Below are 12,688 nucleotides of genomic sequence, written 5' to 3' on the forward strand. Positions count from 1 at the left end.
TGCGTATGATGACGCGAACGTCATATACTCCATACTGAGACCGGTTACAGTATAGGTGTCTGCGATAGACATCAACTGTGACAGAGTCGCGATAGCATCGGCATCAGGATAGAGAGGAAGGCATCATGGCGCGCATCCCCAACCCAATTGTGCTCCAACGAGCGGATCCTTATGTGATACGACATGAGGGAATGTATTATTTCACCGGATCGCACCCTGCATACGATCGCATCATTTTACGCAAGGCGGCGCATCTGTCAGATCTGCAGACGGCAGAGGAGCACACGATCTGGACAAAACATGAGACCGGTCCCATGAGTCACCTCATCTGGGCCCCGGAGCTGCATCGCGTCGGCGGCCGATGGTACATCTACTTCGGCGCCGCCCCCGACGACGGGCAGAGCGACGACACCTTCAACCATCGGGTGTTCTGCCTGGAGAACGATTCCGCCGATCCGACCGGCGGTTCTTGGATCGAGCGCGGTCGGGTCGATACCGGGATGGACACGTTCTCCCTGGATGCGACGAGCTTCGAGCATGACGGCGCTCAATATCTCGTCTGGGGCCAGCAGGACCTCGCCATCGAGGGCCACTCGAACCTCTACATCGCACGCATGGCGAATCCCTGGACGCTCGCGACGGCACCGGTGATGATCGCCAAGCCCGAGTACGACTGGGAGTGCATCCGGTTCAAGGTGTGCGAGGGCCCGGCGGTCATCGAGCATGCGGGCCGCATCCACATCACCTACTCCGCCTCCGGCACCGGCCCCGAGTACGCCGTCGGAATGCTCACCGCCGACGCCGGAGCGGATCTGCTCGACGCCGCCTCATGGGTCAAATCGAGCACCCCGGTCTTCACGACCAATGAGGCGGCTCATCTGTTCGGGCCGGGGCACAATTCATTCACTGTAGACGAGGACGAGAAGACCGACATCATGGTCTACCACGTGCGCACCTACACCGAGATCAAGGGCGATCCGCTCTACGAGCCGAACCGGCAGGCCTGCGCCAAGACGATCTCATGGAACGAGACCACCCCGGTGCTGGGAGAGCCCGCGCCCATGACGCGGTGGACCCCGGTCGACATCGCCGTGCTGCCTCCGGACGGATCTCACGCATGATCGTGCATGGGGCGGGATTGCAAGACGCGTTCCGCGAAACGAGAACTGGACTATTTGATCTCAAGAATGCTGAGGCGATATCATGAACTCACTTCGAAGACCGGTCTTTTGGAATTTCGGCCTCCTGTACTTCTTCTACTTCGCGACCTGGCAGCTATCCGCGACGTTTCTGCCCATGTGGTTGCAGGACACCGCTGGAATGAATGCCATGAACATCGGCATCCTCAACACCATCGCCGCGCTCGGAGCACTCATCCTTCAACCGATCTTCGGACCGTTGCAGGACAAGCTCGCCTTGAAAAAGCACCTGTTCTATCTCGTGGTCATATGCATACTGTGTCTCGGACCACTGTTCAACTGGGTCTTTCTTCCTTTGATACGAGTCAACCAGATCGCGGGGGCCGCGGTCGCCGGCGGGTATCTGAGTCTGTGCCTGAACGGCGGCGTCGGCATCATCGAGGCCTATAACGAGCGCTCCTCACGAGCGCACGATTTCGAGTACGGTCACGCGCGCCTCTTCGGTTCGCTGGCCGGAGCCACCGCATCGTTTGTGGGCGGCTTCATGTACGCGGCGAATCCCTCCTCGGTGTTCTGGGGCATGACGTTTTGCGGAGCGGTGCTCATCGTGCTCATCAGCTTGGTGCGCGTGCCGCAAGATGCGATGGAGCGCGCCGAGGGACTGCACGACGAGCAGCGCGTCGAGGTGACCCGGGAGGACTTCGCCAAGAACACGTGGAGAAACCGCAGCTTCTGGGGATTCGTTCTGCTCATCATCGGCTCGGCCACCATGTACGACATCTTCGACCAGCAGTTCGCCAACTACTTCTCAGCTATGTTCGTGCAGAACGGCATGGGCTCGCTCACCCAGGGCGAGGCCCTGTTCGCCAACGTCGTATCGATCCAGATACTCCTCGAAGCGCTGTTCATGGTCATCATGCCGGCGCTCATCAATCGGATCGGCGCCAAGACGGGTCTGATTCTCTATGGGCTCATTCTGTTCGTGCGCGTGCTCGGCTGCGCGTTCATCCCGAGCGTTCCGGTGCTCATCTTCTGGAGGCTGCTCGCCTCGCTTGAGATGCCCTTCATGCTCGTCTCGGTCATGAAGTACATCACGCGGGTGTTCGACAAGAAGGTCTCCGCGACGGTGTACATGTACGGATTCGGAACGGCCAAGCAGGTCGGTGTGTTCATCTTCTCGATCACCATGGGTGCGATGATCAACGGCATCGGGTTCAAACATGCATATCTCGTGCTCGCGGTCATCATCATCGTGCTGGTCGTGCTCGGGGCCTCCCTGATGCGCTCCGACGTCCTGAGTTCAGCGGAGGGGAAAGACGCGAAAAAAGGGGCGTCGCTCGCGTAGGTGCGATGTAGCCCGGCTCACGGTGTACCATGGAATCATCCGGCTCGCATGACGTATGCGAGCCGGTTCTTCATGATAATCGCGGCGCGGAGAAGCCGACGGGCACCCGAGGAGCATAGGAGCATGCGCGAAAAGAAGATAACGATCAGAGATATCGCCGAACGCTCGGGTGTGTCGCGGGCGACCGTGTCGAGATATCTGAACGGAGGGCACTGGGTGAGCGGCGAGGCCGCCGCCCGGATCGGCCGGATCATCGACGAGACCGGCTATGTCGCCAACGAGAGCGCACGATCGCTCGCGACCGGACGCTCGAACTGCATTGCGTTTCTGCTCGGTGAGCCCCAAGAGCTCCTGTTCGCGGACGCCAACTTCTCGACGCTGCTGAGATCGATCGCCGATGAGCTGGGGCGCAAGGGCATGTCGCTGATCATGATGACCACCGACAGCGCCGCCGAGAGCCAGCGCAACATGAGATTTCTGCGCGCGGGACACGTCGACGGCGTGCTGCTCGTGGCCTGGCACTACGGTGCGCGAAAAGGGCTCATACGAGCCCTGCACGCGCAGGATATGCCCGTCGTGGTCGCCGAGTACCCTGCGACCGAGGCGCGTGCGACGAGCTACGTGCACGTGGATGACTATCAGGGCGCCGCCGAGGCGACTCGCTACCTCGCCGCGCGCGGAGCACGGCGCATCGCCATGATCGCCGGCCCGAAGGGCCCGTCCGGTTCGCTCGACCGCGTGCGCGGATACACCGATGCGCTGGCGGAACTGCGCCAAGGACCGCTGCTCGTGGAGCGCGGCGACTACTCGAAGCCGAGCGGTCGCGTCTGCGCCGCCCGCCTGCTGGATCGCGATCCGTCGATCGACGGGCTCTTCGCGGCCTCGGACGCCATGGCTATCGGGGCGATCCAGGCGCTGCGAGATCTCGGGCGCGATGTTCCGAGTGACGTTCAGGTCGTCGGCTTCGATGACCAGCAGCTGGCGCAGATCTCAGAGCCTCCGCTCACGACCATGCGCCAGCCGTTCCAAGAGATCGGCAGACGCATGGTTGACCAGCTCATCGATCTGATTCGCGGCGGAGCGCCGGTGGGAACGACGCTTCCGCTCGAACTCGTGGTACGCGGCTCCACCCGGTAGGCAGACCTCGCCGAGCGCGGCCGCCGCCGGCCGACCGGGGGCGCGCAGCGGGCTCAGCGCTTCGCTTCGGCTGCGCTGCGCTTGAGCATGGTCCACAGGGTGGTGCGGCTGATGCCGAGCGTTGACGCCGCCGCCGTTCGGTTGCCGCCGTAGCTCTCGACGACCAGCCGGGCGATCTCAGCGGTCGTTTCGGACAGCGGTTTCAGCAGATCGAGCATCGAGCCGGTCTCCGTGCTCGTCGAGGTCGCGAAGCGCGCCGTCGCATCGCGGTTGAGCGCCTCGCGCACGGCGGCGGCGGTGATGATTCCCTCATCGGCAGCCGCGTAAGCCCAGTTGAGCACCTGTTTGAACTGGAAGAGGTTGCGCGGCCAATGGTAGGCGTCCACGATGGTCGCCGCGTCGAGATCGAGCGTCGGCGCGGGCCTTCCGTCCCTGTGCGCCAGCGAGGCGAGATAGCGCTCCGCCGCATCGGCGGGAATGTGCGCGCGGCGCAGAGGCGGCACCGCGACCCCGAAGCAGTTGAGCTGCTCTGAAAAGCGTCTGGCCATCTCCGAGGTGCAGGCTTTCGCGTCGAAGCTCGCGGAGAAGATGAGCTTGCTGCGATCGGCAACCAGCGAGCGCTGGATGGTGCCGAGCAGCTCGCGGGCGCGTGCGGGCGCAAGCGCGTGCAGCCCGTGGAAATGAATGCACGCACCGGACTCGTAGAGCGCCGACCGATAGCTTCTGAGGAGGAACTCCCAGCTCTTGTCGTCGAGCAGGTCGCACTCCACCTCGATGAAGGGTTCGCCGGCATACGCGCTCAGCAGGTAGAGCAGCCGCGCGATCTGCATCTTGCCGCTACCCGCCTCACCCTCCAGAAGAACCGGTCGCAAGTCCGCGCCTGCCTGTCTCAGAATCGGTTCCAGCTCCATGCCGGCACCGAGCAGCGAATAGGTGCTGTCATGATACATCCTGTCCACATCGTCCGGGCTGCGGTACTCGATTCCGCAGAATCGGTCCTTGCCCGGTACGCTTTGCGAGGTGATCGTGAACGCGACGGTTCTTTCGCTCGCCGTGTTCTGGACGAGCGCGCGGACGGTGAAGATCGTCTTATCGTGCCGGAATATGAAGCGTTTCGGAGGAGCGTCCTGCTGGGCGTAACGCGCCAGATCCTCCAACAGCGGCATCTCTTTTTCCGAGAGGCTCGTGTAGGCCAGCTCGCCGCTCGTGTTGTAGATGGCGACTCGGATACCCTGGTTTCTGATGATGTCGCGGAGCAGGTGCGCGGTCTGCAGGGATCTGCGCGTGCTCGAAGAGATGAGCATCGCGCGCTCGAATGCGCCCCGTACGCTGTCCTGCCCGGATCTCAGCAGGTGAACGCGCATATCTCGTCGAGCCGCCGTCTCGCGGGAAACCAGATCACCCACGATGAGCGTATAGTCGCCTTCGGCGATGTCGTCGAGTGCGAGCTCGATCTCGTCTTCGAAGGCGATGGGGAACGTGTCGATCGCCATGCCCAGGATCTCAGCCGCGACGGGGATGTTCTTCAGTGTGCTCTCGAAGCCGACCGCAGCGATGCGGGCGCCTCTCGTCTCGAGATCGCGCAGGGTCATCAAGATGTCGACAGCGCTGAGCTCGATCGAGATGATCGGCAGAGAGAACTCGTCTTCAAGGACCTGAGCGGTGCCGCCGCGCGAGATCACGGCATCGAAGTCCATATGCAGAAAATCGAGGGCGGAGGCGAACGCCTCGTCGAGGTTGCCATGCGTGAAGGTCACGCATGCATCGGGAAACTGCTGTGCGACCTCCTCCATGGTGGGGAGAAGTTCCCGGTAGGGAGCGACGGCAAGTATGTTCATTGATCCCCCTGTTGCCTCCTCGTGTCTGTTCATATTCTGAACATAGAAATACTAGCATCGTTCATATTATAAACAAATTGATGACTTGCGTCGCTATTCGTTCGCAAGCGGAGTCCATACCATGGAACGCGAACCATCCACCTCTCAGAGGAGTTCCAAAGCGTGGTCGATATCCTCATCATCGCAGACGATCTGACCGGAGCCATCGATGCCTCCGCTCCTCTCATCGGGGCGGGCGTGGAGATTCTCACCGAGTATGAGGACGACTCCGGTGCCGTCTGTGCCAACGCTTCAGCACGAGTGCTGTCGATCAACGCCGACACACGGCATCTTGGTGCCGATGAGGCCCGCGAGCGGGTCGGTCGTCTGGTTCGAGATGCACTTTCCGCCGGCGTGGGCATCATCGTCAAGAAGACGGATTCAGCGTTGCGCGGCAACGTCGGAGCCGAGCTGGCGGGTGCGCTGAGCGCATCGGGCGAGCAGGCGATCCATTTCATGCCGGCGTTTCCGGGCATGCATCGCGTGACGCGGGAGGGGATCCAATATGTTGACGGGGCCCCCGTGCACGAGAGCGTATTCGCTGATGATCCGTTCGAGCCGGTCCGCGTTTCCCGCGTTGCGGAGATCGTCGCCGAGGGCACGAAGACGCCCGTCACGCTCGTGCAGGAGACGCAGGCGCCGCCCGAGCATGTCGAGGGCATCATCGTCTACGACGCGACTTCGGATGATGGCCTGTACACACGGGTCACCGGAATGCTCCACGCGCGCGGCGCGCTCATGCTCGCCGGGTGCGCGGCGCTTGTCGCCGCGCTTGCCCGCGCACTCGATATCCCGAGCGCGTCGACGCTTCCGAGAAGCACCGATAAGTCGACGCTTGCTTTCTGCGGCAGCGTCAACGCGGTCTCGGTCGACCAATGCGCCTGCGCGCGAGAGGCTGCCGCCCCGGTCAAAGCGCTCACGGCCGCCCAGATACTGGATGCGAGATGGACCCGGACAGCCGAGTTCGCAGCCTTCGCCCGCGATGTCTCCGAGATGCTCGCCAGCGCGCCTCTCGCAGTCGTCGACGCGAGCGCGCATGTCTGCGCGGGCATAGCCGATGCGGACGCAGATGCCGCCGATGAGGCTGACGCCATCGCTCATCTTCGCGAGCTCGTCTCAGATAACCTCGGTCACGTGCTCGCGAGGCTCCTCGAGCTCACAGAAGCGGAGAACGTCCTCGTCATGGGTGGCGACATTCTGCTCGCGATGTTGCATGCGCTTCACATCGATTGCATGCAACCCATAGCCGAGCTCAGTGCCGGCGTCGTCGTCTCCCGCCTCGACCTGCCCGGACGCAGCATACGTGTCATCTCGAAGTCCGGGGGCTTCGGCCAACGGGATCTGTTCCTATACGTCGCCGATATCCTCTCAAAGGGCTCTTACGAGTCTTGTATGAAATGACCGGGATCTCATCATCGAAAAAGGAGTTGCACCATGCTCGAATCGTATGCCCTCAAACTTCCAGGTTCTGTTATCGCGGGCAAGGATGCCCTAGGCGGACTCACAGGCATTCTCGAGATGCGCTCGGCTGAGCACGTTGCCCTGTTCTGCGATGCCGCCATCTGGAACCTCGGTCTGGCCGAGCCCGTCCTCGAGGTCATCAGACGCACCGGCGCTCGGGTGGATGTCACGCGCGATCTGGTGCCCGAGCCGACCTATCACGATGTCGAGCGCAGCGTCGCCTGGTTTCGCGCGACCGGCGCCGAGATCATTGTGGCCATCGGAGGGGGCTCCGCGATGGATGCCGCGAAGCTCGCGAGCGTTCTCGCCACCGACGAGTACTCGATCACCGATCTGCTCGAGGACCCCTCGCTTGCGCGAAAGCAGACGCCCACGGTGATGATCCCCACCACAGCCGGCACCGGAGCCGAGGTGACGCCGAATGCGATCGTCGCCGTGCCCGAGCGCGAGCTCAAGATCGGCATCGTGAGCGACGCGATGATGGCTGACGCCGTCATCCTCGACGTCGAGTTCATCCGGGGACTTCCCCGTCCGATCGCCGCGGCGACCGGGCTCGATGCGCTGTGCCATGCGATCGAGTGCTACACGAGCACCAAGGCAAACCCGTTCAGCGACATCTTCGCGCTCGAGGCGCTCGATCTGATTCTTTCAAACATCGAGGCTGCGTGCGACGACGTCTCTGCGCTCGAGGCGAAGCGCGCCATGCAGCTCGCAAGCTTCTACGCCGGCTTCGCGATCACCGCATCCGGGACGACGGCGGTTCATGCTCTGAGCTATCCGCTCGGGGGGCGCTATCACGTCGCGCACGGTGTCTCGAACGCCATTCTGCTCATGCCCGTCATGCGCTTCAACGAGCCGGTCGTGCGCGCGCGCCTCGCCGTCGCCTACGATCGCTGCATCGGCGGCGAGGCGACAACCGAGCGAGAGAAGAGCGCAGCCCTGCTCGATCGCATGGACGCTATCGTGCGCCATCTGGACATGCCCGCCAACCTGGCGGAGCTCGGCGTGGACGAGGTCGATCTCGACGGACTCGTGGCGTCGGGCATGGGTGTGACCCGCCTGCTCCATAACAACGCTCGCCCGCTTACGGCGGAAGACGCGCGAGCCATCTACCAGCAGATCATCTAAGCGCGCTTGCAAAGGGCGCGAACGATCGCGCTTCGGCGCGGAAGGGAGGAAGGCCATGCCCGAACTCAAAGGAATCATCGTCCCTCTGGTCACCCCGTTTCATGAGGATGAATCCGTCAACGTCGAGGAGCTGCGCCACCAGGCGGAGCGTCAGGTGAACGCGGGGATTCACGCGATCTTCTGCTTCGGTACGAACGGCGAAGGCTACATCTTGTCGGGAGCGGAGAAGAAGCTCATTCTCGAGAACGTGATCGATCAAGTCGCCGGTCGCGTGCCGGTCTACGCGGGCACGGGATGCATCTCGACGCGTGAGACCATCGAGCAGTCCAAGATGGCGGAGGCCGCGGGGGCCGATGTGCTGTCCATCATCACGCCGTCGTTCGCCGCCGCGAGCCAGATCGAGCTCATCCGCCACTATACGGCCGTCGCCGCTGCGGTTGATCTGCCGATCGTGCTGTACAACATCCCCGCTCGCACGGGCAACCGGCTGGAGCCGGCAACCGTGGCCGAGCTCGCCGACATCGACAACATCGTCGGCGCGAAGGATTCCTCCGGCGACTGGGACAACCTGAAGGCATACATCGATCTGACGCAGGACAAGGACTTCTCAGTGCTCTGCGGCAACGATGCGCTCATCCTGCGGGCGCTGCGCGCCGGAGCCACCGGGTCGATCGCCGGGTGCGCGAACGTGTACCCCGAAAACATGGTCGGCATCTACGAGCGGTGGGCTGCCGGCGATGAGAAGGGAGCTGACGTCTGTCAGCAAAACGTGGTCCCGCTGCGCAAATGCTTCGCATACGGAAATCCCAACACCGTCGTGAAGGTCGCCGTCGGTCTGCTCGGCTATCCCGTGGGCAAGTGCCGCGCGCCCTTCAACTACCTGCCCGAGGATGGCATCCGGGCGCTGCGCGAGACGCTCGACGCCGATCGCGCGCGGGGGGTGCGCTGAGCATGGCGAACACGCGGGCGCCCATCGTCGCCATCACCATGGGCGATCCTGCGGGCAACGGTCCTGAGCTCACGGTGAAGGCCTTGGCTCACCAAGATGTGTATCGGCGCATGCGTCCTGTGGTGGTGGGAGATGCGAGCATGATCGAGATGGCTTGCGGCATCGCGGGTCATCCCGAGATGCGGGTGAGACGCGTGGAGCGGCCCGATCAGGCTCGCTTCGAGCCGGGTGTGATCGACGTCGTCCATCTTGATCTGATCGACGCCGATGTGTTCGAATACGGGAGGGTCTCGGCGATGTGCGGGATGGCGGCGTTCAAAAGCGTCGTGTGCGCGATTGAGCTCGCGATGAGAGGTGACGTCGACGCGACCTGCACGAACGCCTTGAACAAAGAGGCCATGAACCTCGCTCTGAAACCTGAGGGCAAGCATTTCGCCGGCCACACCGAGATCTACGCCAGCTATACCGGCACCTCGTCATACGCGATGATGCTTGCCTTTCATGACCTGCGCGTCGTCCATGTTTCCACGCATTGCTCGCTGGCCGAGGCATGTCGTCGCGTGAAGACACCGCGTGTGCTCGAGGTCATCAAGCTGGCCAACGATGCCTGTCATCGGCTGGGAATCGAGCATCCGCGTATCGCTGTCGCCGGACTCAACCCACACGCGGGGGAGGGCGGTCTGTTCGGACGCGAGGAGATCGACGAGATCGCACCTGCTATCGAGCTCGCCGCCGCAGATGGTATCGATGTCGAGGGGCCCCTGCCGCCCGACAGCCTGTTTTGCAAGGCACTCGGTGGCTGGTATGACATCGTGATCGCCATGTACCACGACCAGGGTCATATTGCGCTTAAAACCGTCGGATTCGTCTACGACCGTGCCGCTCGGGCGTGGAAGGCGGTCGAAGGCGTGAACGTCACCCTCGGCCTGCCCATCATCCGCACCTCGGTCGATCACGGCACGGGATTCGATCAGGCTGGCAAGGGGAGATCGAACGAGCTCAGCTTGCTCAATGCGCTGGACTTTGCTGCGCGGATGGCGAGCGGCGAGAAGGAAGGACATGCACAAACGTCATAGAGAAGGAGAGAGTTATGGACACGATCGTGCTATCGCATGCCCTCTACAAGCCGGGCATGGATGCGCTGAAGGGCAATGTCGAGGTGGTGATTCCCGACAACGGGGACAGCGATGAGATCTTGGAACAGCTCAAGCAGGTTGATGGCTTCATCCTGCGCATCGGCAAGATCGATCGCAAGGCGATCGAGGCGTGCCCGAAGCTGAGAGTCATCACGCGTCCCGGCGTTGGCGTGGATAACGTCGACGTGCAGGCCGCGACGGAACACGGGATCCCGGTTGTCGTCTGCCCGGCGGTCAACTTCCACGCCGTGGCGGAGCACACGTTGACGCTGATGCTCGCACTCAGCAAGAATCTGCTTGAGAGCGCCGAGGAAACGAGAAAAGGCAACTTTGCGATTCGCAACAAGTACGCGGCGTTCGAGTTTGCCGGGAAGACGCTCACCCTGCTGGGCTTCGGCAAGATCGGTCGCGAGGTTGCCAGACTCTGCTGCGCGCTGGAGATGAAGATCTGCGTGTACGACCCGTACGTGAAGCGCGAGGATATCGAGGGCCTCTCCTATGACTACGAGTCGGACTTGATGAGAGCCATCGGCCAAGGAGATTTCGTATCACTTCACATGCCCTCGACGCCGCAGACGCGCGGCATGATCGGAACAGAACAGCTCGCAGCCTTCAAAAGCAGCGCTTTTTTCATCAACTGCGCTCGCGGCGATGTAGTGGACGAAGATGCCCTCATCGATGCGCTGGAAAGCCATGTGATCGCCGGCGCCGGTCTGGACGTTCTGAAAGATGAGCCGATGCGGGCTGACAACCCGCTGTTCAAGATGGACAACGTGATCATAACCCCGCATATGGCGGCGCAGACGAGGGAAACGACCGAGAGGACCGTTCTGGCGGCGGTCGAGGGGACCCTGGCGGTTTTGCGCGGCGAGAAGTGGGAGTCCGTCTGTAATCCTGAAGTCTATCAGCACGCACGGTGGCAGCGGGCATGAGGCGGATTCATCTCTGTGCGAAGGCTAACCGCGTCGAGACCGCGGCATGATGCCAGGATCTGTGTCCACCTGCGATTGAGTGAACGATCGATCTAGCACTCTCCGTCTTCGATTGCATGCTTCGGTATGCGTAACAACTGGGAAATAGCTTGGTGAATCCAGTGTCGCCGGCACCGGGCCCTGGCACTTACCTTGATTCACATGATTATCCGATGTTCCGTAACCAAGATTTAAGAGGAGTCCGATTATCATGGCTAATCCGAACAACGAGACGATGCTGGCACCCGGTGTCACCGTCAAAAAGAGAAACGGCCGTCGGTGGGTGATGTTGGGAGTTCTCTCTGCCGGCGTAGCGTTCAACTATCTCGATCGATCGGCGCTGAGCCTCGCGCTGCCCTCGATCGTTAAGGATATCCACATGTCCAGCGCGATGGAGGGTGTCGTGCTCTCAGCGTTCTTCTGGTCCTATGTTATCTTCCAGCTGCCCGCTGGATATCTTGCCGATCGAATCGGGCCAAGGCTTGCCGAGGGTTTCGCAGCTGTCGGCTGGGGTCTTGCAACCGTGCTTACATCGTTCGCTCGCGGTTTTGTATCCTTCTTCGGTCTGCGCTTCGTGCTGGGGCTGTCCGAATCGCCGCTGTACACCGCAGGTGCCAAGGCCATCAAAGAATGGTTTCCGAAGCGCGAGCGGTCCATGGCGAGCGGAACCTTCAATAATTTCTCCAAGGTCGGCGGCACCATCGCCACGCCGCTGCTGGCGATCCTCATCACGGCGGTGGGATGGCGCCTGTCGTTCATGCTCGTTGGTGCCATCGCTTCGATCTGGGGCATCGTCTGGCTGCGCTTTTACAGGACTCCCCGTGAGACAAAAGACATCACCGACGCGGAGCTGGAGCTGATCGAGTCAGATCAGGAGGGCGCAGAATCCGAACAGGAGCTGCCGAAGTACGCGGTTGCCAAGCTTTTCAAGCAGAAGACCATGTGGTGCATGATGTTCGGGTTCTTCTCGATCAACTTCATCTCGTACTTCTTCTTCACTTGGTTTCCGACGTTCATGATCGGCACCTACCATCTCGAACTGCTGACCTTTGGCATCATCGGCGTTCTGCCGGGCATCTGCGCCATGATCGGCGGGTGGATCGGCGGATACGTGTGCGATCATCTCTACAGCACCGGCCACTCGACATCGTTCTCGCGCAAGGTGGTCCTGATCGTCGGACTGCTTCTGAGCTGCGTTATCGGATTGGCGACGCTCTACCATAATATCTGGTTCACGCTTGCGATGCTCTGCATCGCCAACGCTGCCTCCACCGGTGCCGGGTCGGTCGTATGGACGCTACCGGCAGACGTGGCGCCAAACAGCAGCATGATCGGTACGATCTCAGGTATTCAGAACAGCGCCTCGAATATGGCCGGTATCGTGTGCCCGATCCTGATCGGTTTCATTCTGCAAATCAGCAACTCCTACACCGTACCGCTGTTCATATCTGGCGGTGTGGCGATTCTGGGCGCGCTGTGCTACTTCTTCATGCCGGAGCTCAAGCCGATGAAGCTCAGCTAACAAAGCATCCTTTCAACCGTTGC

Annotated in this window: 10 protein-coding genes; 9 read left to right on the top strand and 1 reads right to left on the bottom strand. The window is 61.8% G+C overall.

Going from position 1 to position 12,688, the window contains the following annotated elements:
- Positions 1-125 precede the first annotated feature (125 nt).
- From CORGL_RS01645 to CORGL_RS01655, 3 genes are all read left to right on the top strand, one after another.
- Positions 126-1,121 (top strand): glycoside hydrolase family 43 protein, encoded by a 996-nt coding sequence (locus CORGL_RS01645; RefSeq protein ID WP_013708185.1) that lies wholly within the window; start codon positions 126-128, stop codon positions 1,119-1,121.
- 82 nt (positions 1,122-1,203) lie between these two features.
- The gene (locus CORGL_RS01650; protein ID WP_013708186.1) at positions 1,204-2,484 is read left to right on the top strand and encodes an oligosaccharide MFS transporter; all 1,281 of its coding nucleotides are present in this window, start codon (positions 1,204-1,206) and stop codon (positions 2,482-2,484) included.
- Positions 2,485-2,607: 123 nt separating this feature from the next.
- Positions 2,608-3,621: a LacI family DNA-binding transcriptional regulator gene (locus CORGL_RS01655; RefSeq protein ID WP_013708187.1), complete on the top strand. Its 1,014-nt coding sequence runs from the start codon at positions 2,608-2,610 to the stop codon at positions 3,619-3,621.
- Positions 3,622-3,674: 53 nt separating this feature from the next.
- Here the strand turns inward: CORGL_RS01655 and CORGL_RS01660 are convergent, their stop codons facing one another.
- Positions 3,675-5,459 (bottom strand): sigma-54-dependent transcriptional regulator, encoded by a 1,785-nt coding sequence (locus tag CORGL_RS01660; protein WP_013708188.1) that lies wholly within the window; start codon positions 5,457-5,459, stop codon positions 3,675-3,677.
- A 162-nt stretch (positions 5,460-5,621) separates the two neighbouring features.
- On the opposite strand from CORGL_RS01660, the gene CORGL_RS01665 reads away from it, so the two are divergent.
- The 6 genes from CORGL_RS01665 (at position 5,622) to CORGL_RS01690 (ending at position 12,665) form a co-directional block, all read left to right on the top strand.
- Positions 5,622-6,899, top strand: a complete 1,278-nt coding sequence (locus CORGL_RS01665; protein ID WP_013708189.1) for a four-carbon acid sugar kinase family protein — start codon at positions 5,622-5,624, stop codon at positions 6,897-6,899.
- Between the two features lie 33 nt (positions 6,900-6,932).
- On the top strand, positions 6,933-8,087 hold the full coding sequence (locus CORGL_RS01670; protein ID WP_013708190.1) for an iron-containing alcohol dehydrogenase: 1,155 nt from the start codon (positions 6,933-6,935) through the stop codon (positions 8,085-8,087).
- Between the two features lie 55 nt (positions 8,088-8,142).
- Positions 8,143-9,036 carry a 4-hydroxy-tetrahydrodipicolinate synthase gene (dapA, locus tag CORGL_RS01675; RefSeq protein WP_013708191.1) on the top strand — a complete coding sequence of 298 codons (894 nt, stop codon included), beginning with the start codon at positions 8,143-8,145 and terminating at the stop codon, positions 9,034-9,036.
- A gap of 2 nt (positions 9,037-9,038) precedes the next feature.
- Positions 9,039-10,112, top strand: coding sequence for a 4-hydroxythreonine-4-phosphate dehydrogenase PdxA (gene pdxA / locus CORGL_RS01680; protein WP_013708192.1), 1,074 nt, complete (start codon positions 9,039-9,041; stop codon positions 10,110-10,112).
- 14 nt (positions 10,113-10,126) lie between these two features.
- Positions 10,127-11,104, top strand: coding sequence for a hydroxyacid dehydrogenase (locus CORGL_RS01685; RefSeq protein ID WP_013708193.1), 978 nt, complete (start codon positions 10,127-10,129; stop codon positions 11,102-11,104).
- Between the two features lie 250 nt (positions 11,105-11,354).
- Complete coding sequence (locus CORGL_RS01690) at positions 11,355-12,665, top strand: MFS transporter (protein ID WP_013708194.1); 1,311 nt, start codon at positions 11,355-11,357, stop codon at positions 12,663-12,665.
- Positions 12,666-12,688 lie beyond the last annotated feature (23 nt).

It is taken from the genome of Coriobacterium glomerans PW2 (assembly GCF_000195315.1).
GTDB lineage: Bacteria > Actinomycetota > Coriobacteriia > Coriobacteriales > Coriobacteriaceae > Coriobacterium > Coriobacterium glomerans.

Coding starts and splice junctions, on each gene's coding strand:
- CORGL_RS01645 (WP_013708185.1), top strand. CDS start 126: ATGGCGCGCATCCCCAACCCAATTGTGCTCCAACGAGCGGATCCTTAT.
- CORGL_RS01650 (WP_013708186.1), top strand. CDS start 1,204: ATGAACTCACTTCGAAGACCGGTCTTTTGGAATTTCGGCCTCCTGTAC.
- CORGL_RS01655 (WP_013708187.1), top strand. CDS start 2,608: ATGCGCGAAAAGAAGATAACGATCAGAGATATCGCCGAACGCTCGGGT.
- CORGL_RS01660 (WP_013708188.1), bottom strand. CDS start 5,459: ATGAACATACTTGCCGTCGCTCCCTACCGGGAACTTCTCCCCACCATG.
- CORGL_RS01670 (WP_013708190.1), top strand. CDS start 6,933: ATGCTCGAATCGTATGCCCTCAAACTTCCAGGTTCTGTTATCGCGGGC.
- dapA (WP_013708191.1), top strand. CDS start 8,143: ATGCCCGAACTCAAAGGAATCATCGTCCCTCTGGTCACCCCGTTTCAT.
- pdxA (WP_013708192.1), top strand. CDS start 9,039: ATGGCGAACACGCGGGCGCCCATCGTCGCCATCACCATGGGCGATCCT.
- CORGL_RS01685 (WP_013708193.1), top strand. CDS start 10,127: ATGGACACGATCGTGCTATCGCATGCCCTCTACAAGCCGGGCATGGAT.
- CORGL_RS01690 (WP_013708194.1), top strand. CDS start 11,355: ATGGCTAATCCGAACAACGAGACGATGCTGGCACCCGGTGTCACCGTC.